Here is a 26,311-nt window from a genome sequence, read left to right as displayed (position 1 = left end):
GAAAGGCAGCCAGATGCACCACGCACTGATCGTCGCCCGGATGGCACCCGAATCCGCGCCGGACATCGCGAAGCTGTTCGCGGCCTCCGACGACACCGACCTGCCGCACCTCGTCGGCGTGAACAGGCGCACCCTGTTCCAGTTCGGCGACGTGTACCTCCACCTGATCGAGTCCGACCGCCCTCCGGGCCCGGAGATCGCCAAGGTGACGGAGCACCCGGAGTTCAAGGCCATCAGCGACCGGCTCACCGCGTTCGTGAGCCCTTACGACCCGCAGACCTGGCGCGGCCCCAAGGACGCGATGGCGCAGCAGTTCTACCGTTGGCAGAGCGACGGCGCCGCCTGACACACGGACGATCGCCCCGGGTCCGGCACCTGAGTGCCGGACCCGGGGCGATCGCTGTCCGCCGGGGCCGCGCTACGGCACGACACACTCGAAGGCGTGCAGGTACGCGTTGACGGGGTGGATCTCGCCCACCCGCAGACCCGCGTCGGACATCCGCCCGACCAGGCTCTCCCGGGTGTGCTTGGCGCCCCCGACGTTGAGCAGGAGCAGCAGGTCCATGGCGGTGGTGAACCTCATCGAGGGGGTGTCGTCCACCAGATTCTCGATGATCACCACTCGGGCGCCGGGCCGGGCCGCGGCGACGACATTGGCGAGGGTCCGGCGGGTGCTCTCGTCGTCCCATTCGAGGATGTTCTTGATGATGTACAGATCCACCTCGAACGGGATGTCCTCACGGCAGTCCCCGGGCACGATCCGGACCCGGTCGGCGAGCCGGCCGCCTTCTCGCAGCCGGGCGTCCGCGCGGGCCACGACGCCCGGCAGGTCCAGGAGGGTTCCGTGCACCGAGGGGTGCTTCTCGAGCAGACTCGCCAGAACATGTCCCTGACCGCCGCCGATGTCGGCGACCGAGGACACCCCGGTGAGGTCCAGGAGGTCGGCCACGTCCTGCGCGGACTGCACGCTGGAGGTGGTCATGGCCCGGTTGAACACCTGCGCGGACTCGCCCGCGTCCTGGTGGAGGTACTCGAAGAAGCCCTTGCCGAAGGTCCCCGGGAAGACGCTCGAGCCGGAGCGCACCGCGTCGTCGAGGTGCGGCCAGACGTCCCAGGTCCAGGGTTCCGTGCACCACAGGGCGATGTACTTCAGGCTGTTCGGGTCGTCCTCACGCAGCAGCCGGGACATGTCCGTGTGCACGAACTTCCCGTCGGCCGCCTCGCTGAAGATCCCGTAGCAGCACAGTGCGCGCAGCAGCCGTCGCAGGGGTGCCGGTTCGGCGTCCACGACCAGTGCGAGTTCCGCGGCCGATGCCGGTGCCTCGCCCAGCGCGTCGGCGACGCCCAGCCTGGCCGCCGCGCGCACGGCCGCGGCGCAGGCCGCCCCGAACGCGAGTTCCCGGAGCCGCATGGACGGAGGCGGGTTCTGGCCGGCGGAAACCTGAGGTGTGGTGAGAGGGGGTGTGGCGGGGGTGGTGTCGGGGGTGGGGCTCACGGTCGTCATACCGTCTCGTTTCTCCTCGTGCGACTTGTGCGGCGGTGAGCCGTCATCCGGCACACATCCCGGCCGGGACGGACGTCCCGCAGGTGTTGCTGACGAAGGTGTTGCCGGTGCCGGAGGTGTCGCGGTTGGCGAGGTCGGCCGGCTTGTTGCCGCGCACGAGGTTGTCGCTGATGGTGTTGTCGGTGTTCAGCGCACCCACGAAGCTCTTGAACAGCAGGATTCCGCCGGAGAGCGGCGTGGAGCCCACGTTGCCCCGGATGATGTTGGAATGCACGTTCGTGGCCTCGCTGCCGGTGAGGACGATGCCGGATCCCTGGATCGCGGACAGGCGCGGGGTCGCCGGACAGAACTTGTTGTTCCTGACGATCCGGTTGCCGCTGATCGTCATCGCCCCGGCCGCCGGCTTGGACTCGTCACCCACGACGAACACGCCGCTGCAGTTGCCGGTCAGGGTGTTGCCGTCGATCACGAGGTTCCTGACCCGGCGGGCGGTGACGCCGATGCGGTTCCCGCGCACGGAGTTGTCCACGATCAGGGTCCCGCCCGTGTCGGTCGCCCCGCCCTCCTCGCTGACCGAGTTGGCGACGAAGATGCCCGCGTCACCGTTGCCGGTAGCGGTGTTGTGCCGGAAGTCGCCCCGGGTGGAACGTTCCTGCGCGATGCCCCAGGTGCCGTTCTTGAGGGTGGAGACCCCGCGGACGGAGAGACCGTCGGTCCAGGACGCCCAGATGCCGCTCTTGCCGAAGCCGGAGACGGTAAGTGAGCGGATGCGGACGTCGTCGACCGTCCGGCCCTTCTTCCCGATGACGCAGAGGCCGTTCCCGCCCGTGGCACAGGCGTTGGCGGCCTTGGCGCCCTTCGCGGCCGCCGGCGCGATCACCGTCCGCCCGCCCGTCCCGCGCAGGGTCAGTCCGGGCTTGGTGATCAGGACGCTCTCGCGGTACGTGCCGGCCAGGACGCGGACGGTGTCGCCGGGCCGCGCCGCGTCGACCGCGCGTTGGATCGACTCACCGGGGTGCACCACAAGATCACTGTGTCCGGACGCGAGGGAGGGAACGGCCGCGAGGCCCAGGGTGGTGGCCGTGGCGAGAGTGACGCCCGCCAGGCATTTCATGTGTCTTCTTCTCATATGCCGAAGCTATGGGCGATCAACCGCCGGTGCCACGCAAGGTGAGCGTATGGATACATGGCGTGCCTGAATGGCTTACTCGCGCCCGCGCCCCGTCGCATCCGCCCTCCGTGCGGCTGCGTCCGTGTGGCCGTAGCGTGGCCGCATGACGGGTGAGCGCGATCTTCGAACACTGCTGCACGGCATGCGGCCGGAGCTGAAGCCCGGCCGCTACGTCTACACCACCCTGCCCGGCGACCAGGTCCCCAGCGGTGTCACCCCGGTGGTCACCGTCTCCGAGCAGGAAGGGCTGACCCTCGTGGTCCCCGAGGCGCACGCCGTGGCGTCGGGGCTGGAGTACCACTTCACAGCCGGCTGGATCACCCTCCGTGTGCATTCGGCACTGGACGCCGTCGGGCTGACCGCGGCGGTCGCCCTGGCACTCACCGACGCGGGGATCAGCTGCAACGTGGTCGCCGGGTTCCACCACGACCACCTGTTCGTGCCGTACGAGCGCGCGGCAGAGGCGGTCCGGGTGCTCGGAGCGTTGGCCGCGGAGTCGGGGTAGCAGTGCCCGGCTCCGCGACGTGAGCCGGGACACGTACCATTGCCCCCATGTCCTTCCTCCGCCGCCGTAGCGCCGCCACACCCGCGGGCCCGGACTTCGACGTCCTGGCCATGGACCCGGGGGACTGGCCCGGCAACCTCGGCGCAGGTCTGCTGCCCGCCCCCGACGGGAGCTGCCAGGGCGTGTTCCTGCGCTACGACCTGTTCGGCGGCCGCGGTCCCGCGATGATCATCGGCAATCTGCCGGAGGGATCACCGGCCCGCGACACCGAGGAGGGCCAGGTCCCCTTCGAGGTCGCGCAGCTCCTTCTCGCGCTCGAGAACGACGAGCCGATCGAGGTGACCGGCACCGAGGACGTGCCCGTCATGCAGGGCGACAGCCTGCTGATCGTGCGCCGGATCAAGCTCTCCGAGAGCCGGATCTCCTGCGTCCAGTTCGACCGGAGCGACGGAGTGCTCGTCACCATCGCCAGCTGGGACAGGCCGATCACGGACGACCTGTACGCCCTGCTGAAGCCCCTTCCCGCGGAGCTGTTCCAGCAGGGCTGAAACGTACCTGCGCCGCCAGTGGCCGGGTCACCCGCGCCGCCGAGGTCCCGAACCCCGTCGGACCGCTGATGTGCCACGGGGTGCCGCTGCCACGCCGCAGATCCTCCTCACGGTAGCGCCGGCAGTCCCGGTGCCAGATCAGGATGCCCGCCATCCAGTGCTGGAGCTCCACGACGTAACCCGCCAGGATCTCCCTGGCCTCGGCGTCCAGGTCGAAGTCGTCGTACAACACCGGGAGTTCCCGCTCGGCGACGTGCTGGAACTGGCGCATCCGCGACTTCATCAGGTCGTCCACGATCGCGACCCCCGTCGGATAGTCGACCCCGAAGAAGTTCTGCACGACCAGGACGCCGTTGTGCACCTCACCCTCGTACTCGATCTCCTTCTGGTACGAGAACACGTCGTTCAGCAGGCACGCGTAGTCGGCGGCCGCGTTCTCCAGGGAACGCATCGGGCCGCTGCGGTAGACCGCGTCCGGCACCTTCCTGCCGTGACCCAGCCGGCACAGGCTCATCGTCAGGTCCGAACCGAACGTGGCCCGGCGCATCTCCACGTAGTCCACCGGATCGGGAATCCGGTTCTGCGCCTGGTTCGCCAGCTCCCACAACCAGCTCGCGGTCATCGACTCCACCGCTTCCCGGAACGTACGGCGCGCGCCCTCGTCCATCGGGCCGGCCGTACGCCGCCAGAGGTCGGACAGCCCGCGTTCCAAGGCGTTGACGGGCTCGGGCGCGGATGATCCGTCGAGCGGCATGAACAGCGACAGCCGCTCGTTGGCCAGCCGGGCCCCGGCCAGATCACGCGTCCGGCCGTGCACCACCGGGAACCAGTCGTCACCGTAGGTTCCCCAGGTCAGCCAGCCCGAGGACAGATCGAGCTCGTCCGGGGTCGCATCGGGGTGCAACCCGGCCGCGCACAGCGGCAGATCCGTCGCGACGAGCCGATCCTCGTCCCAGATGTGCGAACCCGGCACGCCCGGCTGCGCCTCCAGCAGCCCCATCCGGTGCGACCACTCCACGATCCGCACACGCGCACCGTCCAGGTGCGGGCTCAGCGTCGTGCTGAACGGCATGTCGAAGTCCGGCAGAAGGGACGGGCCGACATGCCGGTAGGGAACGTGGGTGTGGCTGCGCAGCCGCAGGGACTCGGACCGCGGGGTGAGGCGCAGCGAGGCCGCGGCCATGCCGAAACCGGGCGCGCTCTCTCCCGCACCGCCGCCGTTCATGTAACGGCTGGAGCGCATGTGCCACTCATGGCCGCCGGACTGCCAGTCCTGCAGTCCCTTCACGTACGCGAGGACGGCCACCGTCTCGTCCGCACTCAGCCCCTTCTCCGCGCACAGCGGCCCGAGTTCGGTGAGGGCGGTGTTCTCGAACTGCTGCAGGCGCGACGTCAGCAGGTCGTTGACCGTCTCGGCCGCCTCCTGGGTCGAGCAGCCCAGGAACCTCTCGAGAACCAGCACACCGTTGCTGTTCTCGCCCTCCTCCTCCACCTCACGCTGGTAGGAGAACAGGTCGTTGCGCAGATGCACGCCGTCGGAGAACGCGTCGCTCAGCACCCGCAACGCGCGCGCGCCGGCAACCGAGGCGGGCACCTCCGCGTCGGCCGCGTACTCCACCAGCCCCGCCGACCACGGAGCTCCGCCCACCTTGCGCCGCATCTCGATGTACTCGACGGGGTTCGCGATGCGACCCTCGTCGATGTTCGCCAGTTCCCACAGGGATTCGTTGAGGAGGTTCTCCGTCGCCTCGGCGAACCTGGCCCGCCAGGCGTCCGACATACTCGGTACGGTCCTGGCCCAGAGGTCGGCGAGCCCCGCCTCCACGGGATTCACGGGTTCGGGCGTGGCCGCGCCGCGCTCCATCGGCATGAAGGCGGGCAGCCGGTCCAGATACCGCTTGCCGCCCTCGCGGTCCCGCGTGCGCTTGAAGAGCTCCAGGAAGTGGTCGTCGAAGAAGAAGACCCACACATACCAGTCGGTGACGAGGGACAACGCCTCGGCCGAGCAGTCGGGATGGGTGTACGCGCAGAGCAGTGCGTAGTCGTGGGCCTCGAGGTCCTTCTCCTCCCAGACCCCCGAGCCCTCCAGCATCCCCATTCCGCGTGCCCACTCCCGGGTGTGGCTCCGGGCCGCCTCCAGGTGCGCGTTGAGCCGCGCCGGGTAGGGAACGTAGAAGTCCGGCAAGGTGAAGGGCTGTGCCATGGGTGCGTCCGGCCTTTCGAAGAGCTCCGCGCGGTACACGCGGACGGTCCTGTCGGCGCCAGCACTACCCCTCGGCCATCCGGGGCACGCACAGCCCGAAATAGTCGTACAAGCTCAGGTCTGGTTGCACACTGCACTCTTGACTCATCAACACCTTGCGCCTCAGAGTGTGCGCCGACAAACGAACGCGGGCACCTGCGGGGGCCCGCTCCGCCACCGCCCGGCCCGAAGGGTTGTCATGACGCCGAAGCAGAGGACCAGACTCGCGCTCGCACTCACCACGGCGGGGGCGCTGAGCGTGGCGCTCCTCTCCCCGGCAGCGGCCGGCGCGGACACCGTACGACCGGATTGCCCGCGCGGCCTGGACTGCGACTGGATCCCCGCCGCCTACCAGCAGACCGGTGATCCGGCGGACAAGGAGACCTACGGGAACTACGACACGGCGAACCGGCCCGACAGCAACGCCGTCAAGTTCATCGTCCTGCACGACACCGAGGTCGACTACGAGACCACCCTGAAGATCTTCCAGAACCCGGCCAACCAGAGTTCCGCCCACTACGTGGTGCGTTCGTCCGACGGCCACGTCACGCAGATGGTGAAGAACAAGGACGTCGCCTGGCAGGCGGGCAACTGGTACCTCAACACCCACTCCATCGGGATCGAGCAGGAGGGTGTCGCGGCCGAGGGAGCCAAGTGGTACACCCCCGAGATGTACCGCTCGACCGCACGGCTGGTGCGGCACCTGGCGGCGAAGTACGACATCCCGCTCGACCGGCAGCACATCATCGGTCATGACGGCGTCCCGCCGACCAGCGCGGCCGGCACCAAGAACATGCACTGGGACCCGGGCCCCTACTGGGACTGGAACCGCTTCATGGCGTTGCTCGGCAGGCCCACGGTGCCGAGCGCACCCCGGAACAGCGAACTGGTCACCGTCAGCGCGGACTTCACCAAGAACCAGCAGGAATTCCGCGACTGCGAGAAAAACGTCGACCTGCCCCGGCAGGGCAGCAGCGCGGTCCCTCTGCACACAGGGCCGTCAGCGGACTCGCCGCTCTTCTCCGACCCGGGGCTGCACCCGGACGGTACGCCGGGAACGAACTGCGCCGCCGACTGGGGCAGCAAGATCAGTGCCACCCAGCAGGCCGTCGTTGCGGACAGGGCGCCCGGCTGGACGGCTATCTGGTGGTACGGGGACAAGGCGTGGTTCCGCACCCCGGCCGGGACCCGGGTCGTCAGCCCCACATCCGGTCATGTCGTGCGGCCGAGGGCAGGCAGGACGGACGTGCCGGTCTACGGCGTCGCCTACCCGGAGAAGGCCGAGTACCCCACGGACTTCGTCAAACCGACCGTGGGCAGTCCGCTCGTCTACACCATCAAGGCGGGGCAGGCGTTCCCCGGTGGCGGCGAGGCGCCCACGGGCTACTACTACGCACCGACGATCGACGCCTCGAAACCGTACGACCACACGTACTTCCGCGGAACCCAGAAGTACGTGACCGTCCAGATCGGCCACCGGATCGGCTTCGTGAAGGCTTCCGACGTCGACATCGTGCGAGCCCGCTGATGACGAGCTGACAGCGCGCTGCGGGACCCATGTGTCGGCACCGGTCCCGCAGCGCACCCACCCCGTTCGTCAGGCAGTCAGCTCCGGCCGGGTCAGCGTGTGCCCACCGCCGCGCGCACGGCCCGCCGGGCCATCGCGCAGTCGTCGTGCAGACGGCGCAGCAGCAGTCGCTGTTCCTCGCCTGAGGACAGCACCCCCTGCCGGGCCTGGCCGCCCCCGGCCGGCGCGCCCTCGCGCATGGCACGCTGGACAGCCGTCTCGTACGTGCGGATCTCCCGGGTCAGCACGATCATGAGGTTGACCAGGAAGGCGTCGCGGGCAGCGGCGCCCGCCGCCTGCGCCAGCTGACTGATCTGGCGCCGCGCGGCCGGTGCGTCACCGAGCACGGCCCAGAGTGTCGCCAGGTCGTATCCCGGCAGATACCAGCCCGCGTGCTCCCAGTCGACCAGCACCGGGCCGGTGGGCGGCAGCAGGATGTTCGAGAGCAGAGCGTCGCCATGACAGAACTGCCCCATGCCCTGACGGCCGCCGGCATGGGACAGACCGTGCAGGAGTTTCTGGAGGTCCCCCAGATCGCGATCGGTGAAAAGACCCAACTCGTGATAGCGGGCGATGCGGGAGGCGTAGTCCAGCGGCGCGTCGAACAGACCGGCCGGTGGCCGCCACGCGTTGACCCGGCTGACCGCTCCGAGAACGGCCCTCAGGTCCGCACGGGGCGGCGCCTCCGCCGGATGCCTCGTCAGCGCCGCGACGCGGCCGGGCATCCGCTCGATCACCAGGGTGCAGTTCTCCGGGTCCGCGGCGATGAGACGCGGGGCCCGGACAGGTGGGCGGTGCCTGACGAAGGCCCGGTATGCCGCTATTTCGTGCCTGAACCGCTCCGTCCACGCGGGGGAGTGATCGAGTAAACACTTGGCCACCGCGGTCGCGCGGCCCGTGGTGCCCACGATGAGCACGGAGCGTCCGCTGCGACGCAGCACCTGGACCGGGTTGAACTCCGGACAGATGCGGTGGACCGAGGCGATGGCCATCCGCAGCTGCGCGCCCTGTGGGCCGGACAGGTCCAGTCTTCCGCTGAGGGGTTGGGTGCCCGGCCCCGCTGCCCGCCGGGCCCGACCCGTGGCGGACGCCGGTGACGCTGCGCGGGGGGCGAGATACGGCCCGCCGCCGGCCCCCACGGGGCGAAGCGGCCGGGGCGGGGCGGACACGGAGGACGATGCTGTGTACATGAGCGAGACAGATCCCTTCGTGCGCCGACAAGTTGCGTGCGCCGCCCCGGCCGGCGGCCGTTCGGCACCCTGGGGAGTACCTAGGGCTGCCGGGCGGGGTGGCGCTTTCCTACCTGACACCGGCGCGCGGGTGGCACAACATCTGGCGCCCCCTGGCGAACCCTGGCGAATATTCGCCCGGCATCCGCCCGGGGGCTAGGGTCAAGTCAGCCGAGAACCTGGGGGCTTGAAGTGACCGGAGAACCCAACACCCGTCTATCGGACCTGTTCGGCCTGGCCGGCTGGTCCAAGGGCGAACTCGCGAGAATGGTGAACAGGCAGGCGGCGGCCATGGGCCACCTCCAACTGGCCACCGACACCTCGCGGGTCCGGCGCTGGATCGACATGGGGGAGTCCCCCCGCGACCCGGTGCCCGAGGTGCTGGCAGCTCTGTTCACCGAGCGGCTCGGCCGTGTCGTGACCATCGAGGACCTCGGGTTCGGCCGACGCGGGCGTGTGGGGAAGCGGCGAAAAGCCGGGACGGAAGACAATCCCGACGGTTTGCCGTGGGCGCCCGAGCGGACGGCAGCGGTCCTCACCGAATTCACGGGAATGGACCTCATGCTCAACCGACGCGGCTTGGTGGGCGCGGGCACCGCGCTCGCCGCCGGCTCAGCTCTCACCGGCGCCATGCACGACTGGCTGCACTCCGAGCCCGCTCCGGCCCGGGGCCCCCGCCTCAACGACCCCCTGTACGCCGACAATGCCGGCTTCGACCTCTACGAGGCCGCCCCCGTCGGGTCCGAGGAGATCGAGGCCCTCGAGCGCTCGGTCGAGGTGTTCCGGGCCTGGGACGCCTCCAGAGGCGGCGGGCTCCAGCGCAAGGCCGTAGTGGGCCAGCTCAACGAAGTGGGCGGCATGCTCGCCTACCACCACCCCGATCATCTGCAGCGCCGTCTCTGGGGCGTCGCCGCCAACCTCGCGGTTCTCGCCGGTTGGATGTCCCACGACGTCGGCCTCGAGCCCACCGCCCAGAAGTACTTCGTGATCGCCGCCCATGCAGCACGTGAGGGCGGCGACCGTCCACGTGCGGGGGAGGCGCTCTCGCGCGCGGCCCGCCAGATGGTCCACCTGGGCCGGCCGGACGAGGCCCTTGACCTGATGAAGCTCGCCAAGTCCGGTTCCGGGGAGGAGACCCTGCCGCGCACCCGGGCGATGCTGCACACCATCGAGGCCTGGGCACAGGCGTCGATGGGGCGGGGGCAGGCCATGCGGCGCACCCTCGGCGAGGCCGAGGATCTCTTCGTCTCGGACAAGGGAGACGTGTCGCCGCCCAGTTGGATGCAGATGTTCGACGAGGCGGACATGCACGGTATGCAGGCTCTGGCTTTCCGTACGCTGGCCGAGCACGACCCGGGTGCGGCCTCCACCGCTCAGCGCCACGCCAAGCGGGCACTCGATCTGCGTATGAACGGCCGCCAGCGGTCCAAGATCTTCGACTACATCTCACTCGCCTCGGCGTGCTTCATCGCCGACGACCCGGAGCAGGCGGACCGCTACGCGCGGCTCGCCCTGGTGTCGATGGGGGAGACCTCCTCCCACCGGACCTGGGACCGGCTGCGCGAGATGTACCGGCTCACCGGACAGTTCGCGGGCTACGCCAAGATCGAGGACCTGCGCGAGGAGATCGAGAACGCTCTGCCTCCACGCACGTCGAGCAGGAAGGCCAAGGGCTCCCGGATCTGATCCGTGGGCCACCGACGAACCCTTGGCGAGTTCGGTCAGGCGCCGACGCCTGGGTCTGCGGTGTCAGAGGCCACCAGCGGGCACGGATCCGCATGTGACCACGCAGCAGTCGGCCCTCTGTTGCCACCGGGGCTCGCCACGAGGTGACCGGGACGTGCCTCACCCCTCCACGCGGGCCACCAACAAGCAGGAGTCCGCGCTTCGTCGATTCGATCCGAGCTCCTCGAGCACGGTGCGCACGCAGTCCTTTGCCGTGCGGGCCCGCGCGAACCGAGGCGCCAGTCCCAGAAGCACGTCCGGGCCGGCGCCCTGGCGGCTCTGCCGTGTCAGCCCGTCGGTGTGCAGTACGAGTACGTCGCCCGGCAGCAGGGCCACTTGGTCCTGCTCGTAAGTGACTCCGGAGGCCGCCCCGAGCAGCACCCCGTCCGGTGCGGGCAGGGGGTGCCCTACTCCGTCGCGGAACAGCAGCGGCGCCGGGTGCCCTGCCTGCGCCCAGACGAGAGCGCCGGTCTGCGGATCGAAGCGGCAGCACACGGCGCTACCCAGGGTGGGCTGTGCCGAGGACTCGATCAGCTGGTTCAGGTGCCCCATGGCCGGCCCTGGGCCCACGCCTGCCACGGCCATGCCGCGCAGCGCGCCGAGCAGCATCGCCATGGCCGAAGTGGCGGGAATCCCATGGCCCGTGAGGTCGCCGACCGTGAGCAGTGTCTTCCCGTCCGGGAGAGGCAGCGCGTCGTACCAGTCACCGCCGATCAGGTCACTCGACCCCGAAGGCAGACAGTGGGTGGCGACGTCCAGGCCGCTGGTGCCACCGCCCGGTTTCGGCGGCGAGTCGCGCCACGGAGGAAGGACTGCCTCCCGGAGTTCGGCCGCCATCCGGTGCTCGGTCCGGGCCGTTTCCTCCTGGCGCCGCAACGATTCCCGTGTTCTGCCCATGATGTGCTGGCTGCGCCGAAGCCTGCTGACATCGCGCAGAACCGCCCACATGGAGGCGGTGCAGCCGTCCCCGTCGAGCACGGGCTCGCCCATCATGTGCAGGGTGCGCATGCCGCCGTCGGGCAGCAGGATCCGGAATTCGCCGTCTATCGGCCTGCCGTCCACCAGGCAGTCGGTCACCATCGAGGTCAGTAGGGGCTGGTCCTCCGCCAGGAGCACGGAAGGCAGTTCGTCCAGGGACAGGGCTCCGGCCCCCGGGGAACGGCCGAAGATCTGATACAGCTCGTCGGACCAGCTGACCTCGTCGGTCAGCAGATTCCACTCCGCGCTGCCCACCCTGCTGAGGAGTGAGCCCGTCGGCGGCTCCGCGGGAGCCGCCGTGGTGACTTCTCCCGTCGGCTCCTCGGTCGTTGCGTGCGGGATGCCGTCCCGTAGCTGCCCCAGATGCTCGCCGAGGTCGTCCAGCTGATGGACGGCGAGTTCACAGAGCGCCCGCTGCCAGCGCAGCTGGGGATCGTCGTCGTCGATCACGGAGGTGTCGCGCCGCACGGCGTCCACGTCGCCGCGGAGCAGCCGGGTCCGGTTGATCAGGGCGTCGACGGCGTCCCGCTCGGGCGGCTGAGGGGCGGGGCGGTCCGCAAACAGATGGGACGGCATCTGGCACTCCGATACAGGCGGTACGGCCGGTTCGTGGGGGTGGACCGGATACGACTGTCGCACAGGCCGGAGAACCCCGTAAGGGCTTTGGCAACACTCGACGCGTTCTTGCTTCCGGCATATGCCCTCGGCTGAGTGGATGGCCGGGTCACCCGAACACCCTTGCGCTTGCGGGGGAGTTGACGCAAGTCACCCGGCGTGCACCGCGCGGTGTGCGCCCGCGCGCGCGGCTTCTCGCGGCTCGCGTCCGCCCGGGGCAGGCCGTGTGCGGAGCGGTGAGGAGTCACCCGTCGTCGGCCCGCGGCTCTGATCGCCGCGCGGGTCGATGAGGTGTTCGGCGCGGCGATCGTGTGCTTGCGTGCCCGTCGCCGGCGGTCGAATCTCTCGCGCCCACGGCTCGTGGGCCCGCGGCCGCGGTGCTCGGGGGGTGGGAATGGTGGCGAGCCCGCGTGTGTTGGGAGGAATCAGAGATGAAAACGACACTCGTTGCCATGACGGTGGCGAGGTCGCGATCCCGTCTGGAGGCCCCATGTCGCGCAGTGAGACCAGGCCCGTCGTCCTGCTCCGGTCAACAGCCGGAACCGGCCACACCTACGTGACGCGCAAGAACCGGCGCAACCATCCCGACCGGCTCGAACTGCGGAAGTTCGACCCGGCGGCACGGCGCCACGTCATGTTCCGCGAGGCCCGCTGACTATCGCCGGTGTCGCGCTCCCCGGCGCCGGGGGCAGGTGCCCGGCCGGCGCGGCGATGGTGTGGATCACATGATGGGGGTGAGTTGACGGGAATGGCAGCGGGTGGTTTATCGTTCACCTATACGTGGGAGTGAGCGGCCTGAGCCCGTCGGCAGTGGTCCGCCCCCGCACATGAGCCGCCCCGGCTGGATTCCCCCGATCCGGCCGGGGCTCCCCCTTCTCCGGGAGCCGTCACATGCCGGAAAGCCGCCGCGCGGTCCGGGCCCGGACAACCCGTGCTCACACGGTCCGCGTGAGATCCGCCGCGTAGTGCTCGATGGCGGGACGGTACCGCTGTACGCCAGGACTGTCGCTCGTCGTCGCCACCAGGCGCAGCAGGAGCTGCATGGCCTCGTGGTGCTCACCCGTGTTGAAGAGCGCCATGGACAGGAAGGTTCGCAGCGCTCCGTCGTCCGGGAACTCCGACACGCCTCGCCGGAGCGTCTCGACCGACTGCCCGAACCGGCCCAGGACACGGTAGGTGCTGCCGAGTCCCAGCAGTGCTCCTCGGCGGTCCTCATCCGGGAGGCCGTCGGCCTGCAGGGACCGTTCGTAGTACGGCACCGCTTCCGCCTCCAGGCCGAGCACGTCGTGGACCCAGGCGGTCTGGTAGGCGACGTCGACCGCCCCGGGAAACGCCGCGGTGAGGGAGAGAAGGCGTTCCCTGGCCTGTTCGGGATGGCCCTGTTCCCGCAGCCGGACGGCCTCCGCCAGTAGTTCGTCCTTCTTCTGTGCGCTCATGACCACATGGTCGCACCCGGCAGGGGGGGTGTGGCCGCGAAGGTTGGGGGCATCAGTTCCGCCATGACAGCAGAGGCGAATGCCGGTGCACGACGTAAGAGCATGGGACGGTTGCTGCTGCGCGCAGCCGTGCTGGTAGCGGCTTTCCTTGCGCTCGTTGCGTTTTCCGTGGTCCTGGCGAAGGTGACGCTGACCCCGTCGCCCGCGTCGGAGGACCTGGTCACGTCCAATCTGAAGCCGGGGCGGTCTCTGCGACAGTACGCCGAGGACTACACGTTCCTCGCCGCCTGCAAGCAGGCGGGCGGAAACATCCTGCTCGGTACACCCTTCGGTGTGCTGCTGCCCATTCTGGTCCCGCGTCGGCTCCGCATGCTCCGGATGACCTTGCTGACCGTGCTGGTCATGGCGGTCGTCGAGCTGACCCAGGGCGCGCTCGTCGCGGGACGGGCCTTCGACATCGACGACGTCATTCTCAACACGTCCGGCGCGCTGCTGGGATACGCGCTGGTGGGACGACGCATCAGTCACCGCTATCACACCCTCGCGGATGGTCCGCCGGCAGTGGACACGGCGGAGCCGGGCGCGGAGACGAAGACCGGGAGCAGGGGCAGGTCCGCTGCCAAGGAGAAGAGTGCGGCCACGACGAAGCGCGCGGCCACGACGAGGCCTTCGGCGTCGACGAAGGCCGGCACCAAGACGAAGCCCACGGCCACGACGAAGGCCGGCGTCAAGGCGAAGCCCTCCACTACGTCGAAGACCGCGGTCAAATCGAATCCCGGCAGCAGGTCCAAGGCTGATCCCGCGCGTCGGAGCGCGTCCGCGCCGGTGACTCGCGGACGCGCCCTGTTCGACAAGTTGCGCAGTCGTCGGGAGGGCCCGGGCGACGGAGCGCCCGGAGCCCGTCGACGCGGAGCCTAGAGCGCCGGGTAGGCGTTCTTCATGAGCTCCTGGAACTGGGCGGAGAACCACTTCCCGGAGACCGGGGCGTCGCCCAGCGCCCCGGACATGTTGTTGTTGTTGCGTGCGTTACCGGTGTACGTGGGGTCGCACATCCGGTCGAACCCCTTCCCCTCGTTGTTGGGGATCTCCTTGCTGGAACCGTCCGACTCCCCCGGGGGCTTCATCCAGACGTAGGCGTCGATGCCGGCTTCCGGGGCCGCCTTCGGCCGCTCGCCGAGGCCGGCTCCGGACTGGTTGCACCAGTTGCCCAGGTGAATGCGCCGGTCGTAACGCCCGCCGTCGACGTACGTGTCCACGCTCGTGGAGGCGCCGGGGCCGCTCGGCCTGTTCGCACCGCCCCAGCCGTTGCGCGAGGTGTCGATCAGCATGCCGATGCCGGAGTTGAAGCCGACCGAGACCAGCTCGTTGCGGAACGCCTGGGCGAAGGACAGCTCGTCCGTGTAACGGTTCCAGTCGACCCACTTGGACTGCCTCACCGAGGTGCCGTTCACAGCGTCGTCGATGTCGAAGTTCTCCTCCTTCAGGGCGCTGTAGTTGGCCGTGTTGGTGATGAAGCCCTGCACGTCGTTCACGGTCGCGCCCTCGGCGGTCGCGGCCTGGTGGAAGATGTCGGCGGAGGCGCCGAAGTTGTCGTCCCATCCGATCCAGCCGTGGTGGCCGGCGTCGATGTAGTTGTAGACGTTCGGCGCGTCGCCGAGCTTGTTGAGTGCGTAGCCGACGCCCTTGACGTAGTTGCCGTTGGCCTTCATCACGTCACAGGCGGGTGTGGCGGTGGGGCGGCCGCCCGCGTTGGTCACCAGGTTCGGCAGGGAGTCGATCTCGACGGTGGTGACGATGCGCAGACCCGCGTACTTCGCATCCGCCAGAATGGCCGCGATCGGGTCGATGTACTCGCTCTTGTACCGGCCGATCTCGGTCGGGCCGAGCTCCCCGTTGGAGGCGAGCGCCGAACAGTCACGTCCGGGCAGGTTGTAGATGACGAGCTGGACGACGAGTTCGCCGGAGCCCTTCTGCGTCAGCGCCTCGTCCAGGTGGTCCCGCAGGCCCATCCCGCCGTTGGCGCCCTCGATGGCGGCGATGCGGTCGAGCCACACACCCGTCGGCTGGTTGGCGATCCGGCTGCCGCCCGCTTCGGCGGCGGCGTTGGCCGACCACTCCGGGTTCACGTAGACCTTGGCGCCCTGGTACGGGTTGTCGGCCTTGGCGCCTGCGGGCGGGTCGGTGGGCGGATCGGTCGGGTCCGGCGGGTCGGTCGGGCCCGTCGTGTCACCGTTGCAGGTCACGCCGTTCAGCTTGAAGGTCGCGGGGACGGCGCTGTTGCCGTTGCCCGTCGCGTTGAAGCCGAAGGACGCCGAAGCGCCGGTGGCGAGAGCTCCGTTGTAGGAGAGGTTCTTCGCGGTGGCGGCGGCGCCGCTCTGGGAGACGGTGGCGTTCCAGCCCTGGCTGATCTTCTCGCTGCCGGCGAACGACCACTCCAGTTGCCAGGCGGACACGGCGGCGCCCGTGTTCGTGACGCTCACCGCGGCGGTGAGCCCCCCGTTCCACTGGTTCTGGATCTTGTAGTCGACGGTGCAGCCGGCCGCCGCGGCGGCGGAGGCTCCGAAGGGTGCCGCCGCGGCGGCGGAGCCCGCGGCTGCGGCGACAAGTGCCCCCGCGGCTATGAGCGCCATCCGGGATCGGCGCAGGGTGGTGTGGCTCGTGCGGCTCATGCGAATTCCGTTTCCTCAGCTGTCGAGGGCGCGCAGATGGTCGCGCAGCCCGATTCCGTACGGGGTGGGGGTACCGTGCGTGGTCGCTGATCAAGGGCGGGGTCGTTGAACGGTCCCAGGTGCTCGAGGTCCGTCCGGGCGAGACGTTCCTGCTCGTCGAACCCTGCGACACCCGGCCGGCGAAGCCGGCGGGGACAGGTGTCCAGCCGATCTCGCCGGCGGCGAGGGGGACTTCGGCCCGACGGGTGCGAGCGGGATGCTCTCGCGGACCTCGCGTGCACCGGTGGTGCGGTCGTGGAACTGCCCTACGCCGGTGGGTTGTTCAGGGGACCCACCGTCCCGGTGGCCGATGCGGTCGGCGTGCGCATCGGAGCGGTCGGCGGGATCACCGGCGTGCCGGCCCCAGGTCACTCGCTCTGTTGTCGGGGCACCCGTGCCGGGCCTTCGCCGACTGGAGACCCTGCTCCGGACCATGGCTGACCGTGTTGCCGCGGATCGCGGATTGCGGATTCATTGTGTTCGGGCCAAGCCGTACTCCTCGTTCGGGGGTACAGGACGATCCGCCGGACCGGTGGAGCCGGTCGGATCCGTGGTACGCGGTGTGCTGTCGAGCCTGGAGGCTCCCGGTGCGGGGTCCCGTTCCGCACCGGAGGCCCGGAAGCGCTCCGCGGAGCCCGCACCGTTCGAACGTGCTCCGCCCCGGGCCGTCGCCGGCCGCGTGCCCGCCCTTCGGGAGTCGCCGTGCCTCTCAGACGCGGTGCTGTTCTCCACCGTGTCCATGAGGGCTGATCCGGAGACCGTGACCATGGCCGCGGCCGTGCTGTGAGCCATGCCGGGCGCTGCTCCGGGGAGCGGCGTGAACACGTGCGACAAGTACGGGAGCTGACGCATGAGCGACTCCTTGCAGATCGGGCGTGCCCCCTACGGCACGTCGACTGGTGGAACCGCTCCCACTGGTGTGGCTTGACGGTAGAGCGTCAACTGGTGTCGGTCAACATGCCAGTTGGCATCTCTTGTCATCGAAATAATTCGACTCTTCAAGTCTCTTGACTCCCTTTTTCCTCATCCTCATGCTGGGAGCGCTCCCACTGGTTCAAGGCTTGTGCTCAACCCCGCACACCCCCATGCCGCCAAGCCGCGAGGAGGTACTGCGCATGCCATCGGGACGCGCACGAAGAACATGGTTACCGGGTGGACCCGGCAGAACCGGATCCGGAAGACGGCGTCTGTGGACCGCCCTCGTGGCCGCACTGGCCCTCCCTCTGGGAATGACCGCCGCAGGCGGCACGCCTGCCCAGGCCGCCGCCGTCCAATGCAGCGTCGACTACAGGACCAACGACTGGGGCTCGGGCTTCAGTGCCGAACTCACCGTCACCAACAGGAGCTCCGCCGCGATCGACGGCTGGACCCTGACCTACGCCTACACCGGCAGCCAGCAGCTCACCAACGGCTGGAACGGGACCTGGTCCCAGTCGGGGAAGAACGTCACCGTCAAGAACGCCGCCTGGAACGGCTCCATCGCCGCAGGTGCCGCCGTCACGACGGGTGCGCAGTTCACCTACAGCGGGACCAACACCGCGCCGGCCACCTTCGCGGTCAACGGAACGGCATGTGTGGGCGCCCACCAGCCCCCCATCGTCGTTCTCACCAGTCCGGCGGCGGGCGCCGTCTTCTCCGCCGGGGACCCGGTGTCCCTCGCCGCCACCGCGGCCGCCGCGGACGGGGCGGGGATCAGCAAGGTCGAGTTCTACGACGACACGAAGCTGCTCGGTACGGACACGACCTCCCCTTACGCCTACAACGCCACAGGGCTGTCCGCCGGCGCCCACTCGGTGTACGCCAGGGCATACGACAGTCTCGGCGCCTCCGCCGAGTCACCCCCGGCGGGCATCACTGTCGTCGCCGGCCCGGCCGTCGTCGCCTCGCCGGCCCAACTGGGTGTCCAACAGGGCAAATCGGGGACATTCGACGTTTCGCTGTCCACCGCACCGGCGTCGTCGGTCACCGCCACGGTCGCGCGCAGCGCGGGTAACTCCGGTCTGAGTGTCACGGGTGGTGCGAGCCTCACCTTCACCCCGGCGAACTGGTCCACGCCCCAGAAGGTGACCGTCTCGGCCGACGGAACCGGGACGGGAGCCGCCACCTTCACCGTCACCGCCCCCGGCCACAGCAAGTCCGAGGTCACCGTCACCCAGCTCGCCGGGGCGAAGGACTACGACGCCCGCTTCCTCGACCTGTACGGGAAGATCACCGACCCGGCGAACGGCTACTTCTCCTCGGAGGGCATCCCCTACCACTCCGTCGAGACCCTGATCGTCGAAGCTCCCGACCAGGGGCATGAGACCACGTCGGAGGCATACAGCTACCTGATCTGGCTGCAGGCGATGTACGGGAAGATCACGGGGGACTGGACCAAGTTCAACGGCGCGTGGGACACCATGGAGAAGTACATGATCCCCACGCACGCCGACCAGCCCACGAACTCCTTCTACAACGCGTCGAAGCCGGCCACCTACGCGCCCGAGCACGACACGCCGAACGAGTACCCTGCCGTCCTCGACGGATCCGCGTCCTCCGGCTCGGACCCGATCGCCTCCGAGCTGAAGAGTGCGTACGGCACCGACGACATCTACGGGATGCACTGGATCCAGGACGTGGACAACGTCTACGGATACGGCAACACGCCAGGGAAGTGCTCGGCCGGTCCCACCGAGACCGGGCCCTCCTACATCAACACCTTCCAGCGCGGTTCACAGGAGTCCGTCTGGGAGACCGTCACCCACCCGACCTGCGACAACTTCACCTATGGTGGGAAGAACGGCTACCTGGACCTGTTCACCGGGGACGCCTCCTACGCCAAACAGTGGAAGTTCACCAACGCCCCTGACGCCGACGCCCGTGCCGTACAGGCCGCCTATTGGGCCGATGTGTGGGCCGGGGAGCAGGGCAAGGCGGGCGAGGTCTCGGCGACCGTCGGCAAGGCCGCGAAGATGGGCGACTATCTCCGCTACTCCATGTTCGACAAGTACTTCAAGAAGGTCGGGAACTGCGTGGGCCCGACCACCTGCCCCGCCGGCAGCGGCAAGGACAGTGCGCATTACCTGATGTCCTGGTACTACGCCTGGGGCGGTGCCACAGACACCTCGGCCGGCTGGTCCTGGCGCATCGGATCCAGTCACGCACACGGCGGCTACCAGAACCCGATGGCGGCCTACGCGCTGAGCTCCGTCGCCGACCTGAAGCCCAAGTCGGCTTCGGGACAGCAGGACTGGGCCAAGAGCCTGGACCGGCAGATGGAGTTCTACCAGTGGCTCCAGTCCGACGAGGGCGCCATCGCGGGCGGTGCGACCAACAGCTGGAAGGGCAGCTACGCCCAGCCTCCGGCCGGAACACCGACGTTCCACGGCATGTACTACGACGAGAAGCCCGTCTACCACGACCCGCCCTCCAACCAGTGGTTCGGCTTCCAGGCGTGGTCCATGGAACGCGTCGCCGAGTACTACCACGAGTCGGGCGACGCCCAGGCCAAGGCCGTACTCGACAAGTGGGTCGACTGGGCCCTGTCCGAGACGACCGTCAACCCGGACGGCACCTATCTCATGCCGTCCACCCTCAAGTGGTCGGGGGCGCCCGACACCTGGAACGCGTCGAACCCCGGGGCGAACTCCGGACTCCACGTCACGGTCGCCGACTACACCAACGACGTCGGTGTGGCCGGTGCCTATGCCAGGACACTGACCTACTACGCCGCCAAGTCCGGTGACGCCGAGGCCGAGGCCATGGCCGAAGGACTGCTCGACGGCATGTGGAGCCACTACCAGGACGACGCGGGGGTCGCTGTTCCCGAGACCCGCGCCGACTACAACAGGTTCGACGATCCGGTGTACGTCCCGAACGGCTGGACGGGCGCGATGCCCAACGGTGACAGGGTCGACAACGACTCGACGTTCCTCTCCATCCGCTCGTTCTACAAGGACGACCCGAACTGGCCCAAGGTGCAGGCGTACCTGGACGGCGGCGCCGCCCCGGTCTTCACCTACCACCGGTTCTGGGCGCAGACCGACGTCGCACTGGCCCTGGGGGCGTATGCCGATCTGCTGGAGTGAGTGAGAGCGGCACCCGGAAACCCGGCCGCCGGCCCTCAGCCGGCGGCCGGGAGCCGTCCTCCCGCCAGGGTCTCGCGCGCACCGGCCGAGCAGGGGCATGATCATGCGATGACATGGACAGCTCCTGAAGTCACCCGTCCCGCCGGATCCCTCACCGGCGACGAGCGCGAGACGCTCACCGGTTTCCTGGCGTTCTACCGCAGCACGCTTCTGCGGAAATGCGCGGGCCTGACAGGCCCGCAGTTGGCCGAGCAGACCGTCGCCCCGTCCAACCTCACCCTGCTGGGCCTCGTGCGGCACATGGCCAAAGTGGAACGCATCTGGTTCCGCGAGGGGTTCCAAGGCCTGTCCCTGCCGCCGATGTACGACCCGGACAAGGGGAAGGACGCGGACTTCGAGGACCACGCACCCGAGCGCGCGTCCGACGACTACGCCCTTCTCCGCGAGGAGATGCGCCTCGCCGACGAGGCAGTGGCGGGCGCCTCGCTCGACGACACCTTCACCCATCGCGGCTCGCTCTACTCGCTGCGCACGGTGCACGTACACATGATCGCCGAGTACGCCCGGCACGTCGGTCACGCCGACCTGCTGAGAGAGCGGCTGGACGGCACCACCGGCGCCTGACCGCCCCAAAGGACTTCTTCGGTAACGGATTTGACGCAACCTGGCCCCGGGCGGACTGAAAGCCACGGGCCGGGTCACATGAAAGGTATGACGTCCACTGACGTAAGGACAGACGGCGCCGGGGACCCCGGCCGCGGCAACACACAGCCCCGCCGCTCCCGCACGCGAGGGTGCCTGCCCTTCGCCGGGGTGTGCGCCGCGGCGCTGGTGCTGCTGCTCCTGGGCAGCAAGCTCAGCCTGCTGCCGGGTTTCGGCGACCTCTTCGGTGAGAAGACCACGGACCGCTCGGGCCCCGCAGTGCTCAAGTCCATCCAGGACATGAGCTCGTACGAGGCCGCCGCCGGGAACTTCCAGGTGGTCGTCGACCTGGAGAAGGACGCCAAGTACCTGCCCGACGCGATCCGGGGAACCCGGACCCTGTACGTCGGCGCCGGCACCGTCGGCGCCTCCGTCGACCTCGGCAAGGTCGGCGCCGGGGGAGTGACCGTCGACGAGGAGCGCACCACGGCCGAACTCGTGCTGCCCCACGCGGTACTGGGCAAGCCCGCGCTGGACCCGGACCGCTCCTACGCCGTCTCCAAGCAGCGTGGGCTCCTCGACCGGCTCGGCGACTTCTTCTCCGACAACCCCGGCAGCGAACAGGCGGTCAACAAGGTGGCGGCGCGGCACATCGGTGAGGCCGCGAAGGAGAGCGGCCTCACGAAGCGGGCGGAGAAGAACACCACCTCCATGCTCCAAGGCCTGCTCGGCTCACTCGGATTCGAGAAGGTCACCGTCCGCTACGCCGACCAGCCCGGCTGACCCGCCTTCACCGGCCCCGCGGCCCTGGGCCACACTCACCGGAGCGAACGGTCACCCAACGACCGTCACAGGAGCCCGGGAGTGATGACCATGACCACCGGAACCACGCAGCGCTTCAGGTCCGCCGTCGAGAAGGGGGACCCGGCGGCGCTGGAGGAGCTGTTCACCGAGGACGTCCGGCTCTTCAGCCCGGTGAAGTTCACGCCCTTCGAGGGCCGGACGGCGGTGCTCGCGCTCTTCGGCGTACTCATGCGCACGTTCGATGACTTCCGCTACGTCGGACACTTCGAGGGTGAGGCGTCCACCAGCGCGGAGGGCGCCCAGGAACCTTCGGAGATCCTGCTGTTCCGGGCCAAGGTGAACGGCAAGGACATCCACGGGATCGACCTGCTCCAGTTCGGTCCGGACGGCCGGATCAAGGAGTTCACCGTGATGGTCCGCCCGATGTCCGCCGTCCAGGCGCTCGGAGAGGCCGTCCTGCGGGGGCTGGCCGCCGACGGTCTCGTGCCGGACGGCTCGGCGCACTGAGGCGACGGTGCCCGGTCAGGGTTCTCCCGACCGGGCACCGGACGGCACGCCGCGGGTTCGAGCAGTCCGGCGGAGGCCGGCCGACTTCGACGCGGTCTCCCTCGCTCCGGACAGCGGCTCAACGACCGATGGCCCGGCACCCGGGTCGGCGTGCGCGTACCTCCTGCGACAGCCGGCCCGACCGGACGGCATGCGGCTTTGCCGAAACGGCAAGTTCTCTTGGCGGTGTGACCACGGCGCCGAATGATGGTGACGCAGACCGGCCACAAGAGCCCGAGGAGACACATGCCGCAGCCCGCCCCCGCGCCCTCAGCAACCCCCTCCGCAACCGTTCCCGGGGCGGTCCACCGGCTGGTGGACGTCCCCGGCGGCCGGATCCACCTCCTGGAACAGGGGACCGGTCCTCTCGTTCTCATGATCCACGGCTTCCCCGAGACCTCGTACTCCTGGCGTCACCAGCTGTCCGCCCTCGCCGCGGCGGGCTTCCGCGCGGTCGCCGTCGACGTACGCGGTTACGGGCGCTCGTTCGCACCCGGCCCCGTGGACGCCTACCGGATGACCGCCCTGGTTTCGGACAACGTCGGAGTCGTGCACGCCCTTGGGGAGGAGACCGCGACCGTCATCGGCCATGACTGGGGATCGCCCATCGCCGCCAACAGCGTGCTGATGCGGCCCGACGTGTTCACGGCAGTGGCCATGCTCAGCGTTCCCTACGCCCCCTGGAACGCGATCCGTCCCACGGACGGCTTCGCCGGCATCGGCGGGAGCGAAGAGTTCTACGTCAGCTACTTCCAGCAGCCCGGCCGAGCCGAGGCGGAGATCGAACCCGACGTACGCGGGTGGCTGGCCGGCTTCTACACCTCGCTGTCCGGCGACACGATGCCGCCGCCTGGTGCGGACAGCCCCTTCTTCGTGCCCGCCGGGGCAGCCATGCGGGACCGCTTCACCGGCGGTTCCCTCCCTTCATGGCTCACGGAGACGGAGCTGGACGTCCACAGCGCCGAGTTCGAGAGGACCGGTCCGACCGGCGCGCTCAACCGCTACCGGAACGTCGACCGCGACTGGGAGGACCTGTCCGTCTGGGACGGCGCCCACCTCACCTGCCCCGCCCTGTTCATCGGCGGTGCCCTCGACTCCTCCACGGTCTGGATGGCCGACGCCATCGCCGAGTTCCCCACCACGCTTCCGGGCCTGGTCTCCTCGCACATCCTGGACGGGTGCGGGCACTGGATCCAGCAGGAACGCCCGGAGGAGGTCAACGAACTGCTGACGAAATGGCTGCACACCGTGCACCCGTGACGGGCGCGTGTCGCAGTCGGGGCCCCGTCCACGGACCGGCGATGGTGGTCCTATGAACAGCGCAGGCATTCTCGCCGATGCGTTCGAACGCATCCACGAAGCGGTGCACGCCGCGGTCGACGGGCTTCCGTCCGAGGACCTCAACGCCAGGCTGGACGACGACGCGAACTCCGTCGCCTGGCTCGTGTGGCACCTCACGCGTGTCCAGGACGACCACATCGCCGACGCGGCGGGTACGGAGCAGCTCTGGTTCGCCGAGGACTGGGCATCCCGCTTCGAGCTCCCCCTCGAGAAGGGCTCGACCGGCTACGGCCACAGCAGTGCCCAGGTGGGGTCCGTGCAGGTGGCGTCGGCCGACCTGCTCCTGGGCTACTTCGACGCCGTGCACGAGCACACCCTCGCCTTCGTCCGGGGGCTCGAAGCCAGGGCCCTCGACCGCGTCGTGGACGACGCCTGGTCCCCGCCGGTGACCCTCGGCGTGCGGCTGGTCAGTGTCATCGCCGACGACCTGCAGCACGCCGGCCAGGCGGCGTTCGTCCGCGGCGCGCTGGAGCGCCGCTAGAGGGTCCGGGACGTCGCGACCCCGGTACGCGCGTAATGGCCCGGACTCGTGCCCACCACACGCTTGAAGTGCCGGGAGAAGTGGGACTGGTCGTAGAACCCGGCCGAGGCGGCGACCTCCGGCGAGCGCATCCCGCCGAGCAGCAGGCGCCTGGCCAGATCGACGCGTCGCCCTGTCAGGTACTGGTGCGGGGCCATGCCGAACTCCCGGCTGAAGGCCCGTACCAGATGGGTGTGATGGGTGTGCAGCCGCTCCGCCGCATCGCGGAGCGGCAGCCCTTCCACGAAGCGCTCGTCGAGCAGATCCCGGAGGGCGTACGCGACCCTGCGGTCATGTACCTGCGGGGCGACGGGCTCGCCGCGCAGGTGCCCGGCGAGACGCTCGGAGACGAGAGCGAGACGGCTCTGCGCCTCCAGTTCGTCCCCGGGGAGCGCGAGCGTCCGGTGGAGCTGGTCGACACGGTGGCGCAGCCCAGGATCCCGCAGAACGGGCCGGTCGACCGCGCGCCCGACGAGATCCGCGTCGATCTGTGCGGTGTTCAGATACAGGACGCGCTTGCGGAACCCTCCCGGGGTCGCCGCGTCACCGTTGTGCGGGATGTGCGGCGGCAGCAGCGTCACCACCGAACTGGGCGCGCCGTGCTCGTGACGGTCCAGGTCGTAGCGGACCATTCCCTCGTCGACGATGAGCAGCGTCCAGGCGTCATGCGTGTGCATGGGGTACGCGTGGTCGGCGAAGCGCGCGTGGAAGACCTCGTCGATCCCCTCGACGCGCGGACGCCACGCGGTGATGTCCGGACGTGCACCCATGGACGAAGCGTACAAGAGCGTTGCCGGCCTCCGGAGCGTGCAAACTTCGTACAAGACCGCAGGCGGGCGGGCTCGGCAGACTCCGGGACATGACCGACGACAACGCACCCGTACGCTTCGACACCAAGATCGCCGTGCTGCTCCGCGACGACCTCGAGACCTGGCAGCGCCTCAACGTCACCGCCTTCCTCGTGAGCGGTCTCGGAACGCGGGTGCCCGAGGTGGTCGGCGAGCCGTACGCCGACGCCGACGACACCCCGTACCTCCCCATGTTCCGGCAGCCGGTCCTCGTGTTCAACGGGTCCAAGGAGCTTCTGACGACCGCGCACGGCAGGGCGGTCGGCAGGGGCGCGACGATGGCCGTCTTCACCTCCGACCTCTTCGCCACCGGACATGACAAGGCCAACCGGGCAGCGGTCCGGGCGGTGCGGAGGGACGGGATGGACCTGGTGGGCCTGGCCGTGTACGGGCCGCGGAACGCGGTGGACAAGATCCTCAAGGGTGCAGCGATGCACCCCTGACCCGATGCCCGGCGTCACCGCACGGATACTCGCGGGCACACCCGTGCGGGTGATGGTTCCCGGTGCCATACTCAGAAACAAGACCGCTTGACAGGCTTGTCACCGTCCCGAAAGGCGACGCGTCATGAACTGGGCATCGTGGACCACCCTCGGTGTCTTCGCGGGAACCGGCGGAGTGCGCACCGAAGAGGTAGGTGTCGTGGGCGGTGATCTGACCGTGCACACGACTTGGACCGAGAAGCAGGCCGAGGTAGCCGTTCAGTACAGCGGTGCCTCGGACTGGTTCACACTGGCCGGCAGTCCGGTGCCGTGCCCCTCAGAGGAAGAGAGCAGATCCTTGCATCAGAGCGTCGTCGAGGCGGTACGCGCCGGCGGCGGAGCCACGGTTCCGGCTCCGCACACCATGGCGTGAACCGCCCGGGCGGTGCGGCAGTCGTTCAGTCTGCCGCGAAGCGCTTGACATACCGTCGCTGCCAGGGTGTCTCCACGGCCCTGGGGTGGTAGTTCCGGCGGACGTATGCGACCGCTTGCTCCGCCGGGACCCCGTCCAGCACGGCCAGGCAGGCCAGTGCCGTACCGGTGCGGCCCCGGCCCCCTTCGCACGCCACTTCGACCCGCTCGTCCCGTGTCAGGCTCCAAGCCTCCTCGAGCACGGAGCGAGCAGCCTCCCTGTCGGCCGGCAGGCGGAAGTCGGGCCAGCGCAGCCACCGCGACTCCCAGGCCACCGCGGGCGGCGGGCCGCCCAGCAGGTGAAGCGCGAAGGTCGGCTCCGGCCCAGCGGGGAGCGGACGCCTCAGACCGCGGCCACGGACCAGCCGCCCCGACGGCAGCCGAAGGACGCCCTCACCCGCCGGATCCCAAGACTCGGTCAC

General features: G+C 69.5%; 24 protein-coding genes. 15 read left to right on the top strand and 9 right to left on the bottom strand.

Annotated elements, in window-relative coordinates:
- Nucleotides 1-13: 13 nt before the first annotated feature.
- The gene (locus JOC24_RS14165; RefSeq protein WP_205020599.1) at nt 14-346 is read left to right on the top strand and encodes a TcmI family type II polyketide cyclase; all 333 of its coding nucleotides are present in this window, start codon (nt 14-16) and stop codon (nt 344-346) included.
- A 72-nt stretch (nt 347-418) separates the two neighbouring features.
- On the opposite strand, the gene JOC24_RS14160 is transcribed toward JOC24_RS14165, so the two are convergent.
- Together JOC24_RS14160 and JOC24_RS14155 are read right to left on the bottom strand one after the other, a co-directional pair.
- A complete protein-coding gene (locus JOC24_RS14160) occupies nt 419-1,504 on the bottom strand; it encodes a methyltransferase (RefSeq protein ID WP_205020598.1) in 1,086 nt (361 codons plus the stop codon).
- Nucleotides 1,505-1,547: 43 nt separating this feature from the next.
- Nucleotides 1,548-2,633 (bottom strand): right-handed parallel beta-helix repeat-containing protein, encoded by a 1,086-nt coding sequence (locus tag JOC24_RS14155; RefSeq protein ID WP_239580444.1) that lies wholly within the window; start codon nt 2,631-2,633, stop codon nt 1,548-1,550.
- Nucleotides 2,634-2,778: 145 nt separating this feature from the next.
- On the opposite strand from JOC24_RS14155, the gene JOC24_RS14150 reads away from it, so the two are divergent.
- Together JOC24_RS14150 and JOC24_RS14145 are read left to right on the top strand one after the other, a co-directional pair.
- Nucleotides 2,779-3,180 (top strand): ACT domain-containing protein, encoded by a 402-nt coding sequence (locus JOC24_RS14150; protein WP_205020597.1) that lies wholly within the window; start codon nt 2,779-2,781, stop codon nt 3,178-3,180.
- Between the two features lie 47 nt (nt 3,181-3,227).
- The gene (locus JOC24_RS14145) at nt 3,228-3,728 is read left to right on the top strand and encodes a hypothetical protein (RefSeq protein ID WP_205020596.1); all 501 of its coding nucleotides are present in this window, start codon (nt 3,228-3,230) and stop codon (nt 3,726-3,728) included.
- Here JOC24_RS14145 and JOC24_RS14140 read toward each other — a convergent pair.
- Nucleotides 3,667-5,931, bottom strand: a complete 2,265-nt coding sequence (locus JOC24_RS14140) for a terpene synthase family protein (RefSeq protein WP_205020595.1) — start codon at nt 5,929-5,931, stop codon at nt 3,667-3,669. The genes JOC24_RS14145 and JOC24_RS14140 overlap by 62 nt on opposite strands.
- A 238-nt stretch (nt 5,932-6,169) precedes the next feature.
- On the opposite strand from JOC24_RS14140, the gene JOC24_RS14135 reads away from it, so the two are divergent.
- Nucleotides 6,170-7,498, top strand: coding sequence for an N-acetylmuramoyl-L-alanine amidase (locus JOC24_RS14135; protein ID WP_205020594.1), 1,329 nt, complete (start codon nt 6,170-6,172; stop codon nt 7,496-7,498).
- A gap of 92 nt (nt 7,499-7,590) precedes the next feature.
- On the opposite strand, the gene JOC24_RS14130 is transcribed toward JOC24_RS14135, so the two are convergent.
- On the bottom strand, nt 7,591-8,727 hold the full coding sequence (locus JOC24_RS14130; RefSeq protein WP_205020593.1) for an aminoglycoside phosphotransferase family protein: 1,137 nt from the start codon (nt 8,725-8,727) through the stop codon (nt 7,591-7,593).
- A gap of 231 nt (nt 8,728-8,958) precedes the next feature.
- On the opposite strand from JOC24_RS14130, the gene JOC24_RS14125 reads away from it, so the two are divergent.
- Entirely contained in the window at nt 8,959-10,452 is a 1,494-nt protein-coding gene (locus JOC24_RS14125; protein ID WP_205020592.1) for a DNA-binding protein NsdB, read from the top strand.
- Nucleotides 10,453-10,611: 159 nt separating this feature from the next.
- Here JOC24_RS14125 and JOC24_RS14120 read toward each other — a convergent pair whose 3' ends face one another.
- Entirely contained in the window at nt 10,612-12,045 is a 1,434-nt protein-coding gene (locus JOC24_RS14120) for a PP2C family protein-serine/threonine phosphatase (RefSeq protein ID WP_205020591.1), read from the bottom strand.
- A gap of 529 nt (nt 12,046-12,574) precedes the next feature.
- Between JOC24_RS14120 and rpmG the strand changes: the two genes are divergently transcribed.
- Nucleotides 12,575-12,739 (top strand): 50S ribosomal protein L33, encoded by a 165-nt coding sequence (gene rpmG / locus JOC24_RS14115; protein WP_205020590.1) that lies wholly within the window; start codon nt 12,575-12,577, stop codon nt 12,737-12,739.
- Between the two features lie 280 nt (nt 12,740-13,019).
- Here rpmG and JOC24_RS14110 read toward each other — a convergent pair whose 3' ends face one another.
- Nucleotides 13,020-13,520: a tetratricopeptide repeat protein gene (locus tag JOC24_RS14110; protein WP_205020589.1), complete on the bottom strand. Its 501-nt coding sequence runs from the start codon at nt 13,518-13,520 to the stop codon at nt 13,020-13,022.
- A gap of 102 nt (nt 13,521-13,622) precedes the next feature.
- Here JOC24_RS14110 and JOC24_RS14105 point away from each other — a divergent pair, with 102 nt between their 5' ends.
- Nucleotides 13,623-14,438 (top strand): VanZ family protein, encoded by an 816-nt coding sequence (locus tag JOC24_RS14105; protein ID WP_239580443.1) that lies wholly within the window; start codon nt 13,623-13,625, stop codon nt 14,436-14,438.
- Here the strand turns inward: JOC24_RS14105 and JOC24_RS14100 are convergent.
- The gene (locus JOC24_RS14100; protein WP_275588525.1) at nt 14,435-16,189 is read right to left on the bottom strand and encodes a glycoside hydrolase family 6 protein; all 1,755 of its coding nucleotides are present in this window, start codon (nt 16,187-16,189) and stop codon (nt 14,435-14,437) included. The two genes, JOC24_RS14105 and JOC24_RS14100, sit on opposite strands and share 4 nt — an antisense overlap.
- A gap of 1,268 nt (nt 16,190-17,457) precedes the next feature.
- Between JOC24_RS14100 and JOC24_RS14095 the strand changes: the two genes are divergently transcribed.
- The 6 genes from JOC24_RS14095 (at nt 17,458) to JOC24_RS14070 (ending at nt 24,109) form a co-directional block, all read left to right on the top strand.
- Nucleotides 17,458-20,295, top strand: a complete 2,838-nt coding sequence (locus JOC24_RS14095; protein WP_239580442.1) for a glycoside hydrolase family 48 protein — start codon at nt 17,458-17,460, stop codon at nt 20,293-20,295.
- Nucleotides 20,296-20,403: 108 nt separating this feature from the next.
- Complete coding sequence (locus JOC24_RS14090; protein WP_205020587.1) at nt 20,404-20,919, top strand: DinB family protein; 516 nt, start codon at nt 20,404-20,406, stop codon at nt 20,917-20,919.
- Nucleotides 20,920-21,006: 87 nt separating this feature from the next.
- Nucleotides 21,007-21,720: a DUF4230 domain-containing protein gene (locus JOC24_RS14085; RefSeq protein ID WP_205020586.1), complete on the top strand. Its 714-nt coding sequence runs from the start codon at nt 21,007-21,009 to the stop codon at nt 21,718-21,720.
- Nucleotides 21,721-21,810: 90 nt separating this feature from the next.
- Nucleotides 21,811-22,248, top strand: coding sequence for a nuclear transport factor 2 family protein (locus tag JOC24_RS14080; protein WP_205020585.1), 438 nt, complete (start codon nt 21,811-21,813; stop codon nt 22,246-22,248).
- A 285-nt stretch (nt 22,249-22,533) separates the two neighbouring features.
- A complete protein-coding gene (locus tag JOC24_RS14075) occupies nt 22,534-23,547 on the top strand; it encodes an alpha/beta fold hydrolase (protein ID WP_205020584.1) in 1,014 nt (337 codons plus the stop codon).
- A 52-nt stretch (nt 23,548-23,599) separates the two neighbouring features.
- Nucleotides 23,600-24,109, top strand: coding sequence for a mycothiol transferase (locus JOC24_RS14070; RefSeq protein WP_205020583.1), 510 nt, complete (start codon nt 23,600-23,602; stop codon nt 24,107-24,109).
- Here the strand turns inward: JOC24_RS14070 and JOC24_RS14065 are convergent.
- Complete coding sequence (locus JOC24_RS14065; protein WP_205020582.1) at nt 24,106-24,918, bottom strand: helix-turn-helix domain-containing protein; 813 nt, start codon at nt 24,916-24,918, stop codon at nt 24,106-24,108. The genes JOC24_RS14070 and JOC24_RS14065 overlap by 4 nt on opposite strands.
- An 89-nt stretch (nt 24,919-25,007) precedes the next feature.
- Between JOC24_RS14065 and JOC24_RS14060 the strand changes: the two genes are divergently transcribed.
- A complete protein-coding gene (locus JOC24_RS14060) occupies nt 25,008-25,439 on the top strand; it encodes a DUF2000 domain-containing protein (protein ID WP_205020581.1) in 432 nt (143 codons plus the stop codon).
- 124 nt (nt 25,440-25,563) lie between these two features.
- Complete coding sequence (locus tag JOC24_RS14055) at nt 25,564-25,851, top strand: hypothetical protein (RefSeq protein ID WP_205020580.1); 288 nt, start codon at nt 25,564-25,566, stop codon at nt 25,849-25,851.
- 25 nt (nt 25,852-25,876) lie between these two features.
- Here JOC24_RS14055 and JOC24_RS14050 read toward each other — a convergent pair whose 3' ends face one another.
- Nucleotides 25,877-26,311: a protein-tyrosine phosphatase family protein gene (locus tag JOC24_RS14050; protein ID WP_205020579.1), complete on the bottom strand. Its 435-nt coding sequence runs from the start codon at nt 26,309-26,311 to the stop codon at nt 25,877-25,879.

Origin of the sequence: Streptomyces sp. HB132 (assembly GCF_016909575.1) — a bacterium.
Classification (GTDB): domain Bacteria; phylum Actinomycetota; class Actinomycetes; order Streptomycetales; family Streptomycetaceae; genus Streptomyces.
Note: the sequence above shows the minus strand (reverse complement) of the source record. Positions and strands in the feature narration are given on the sequence as shown.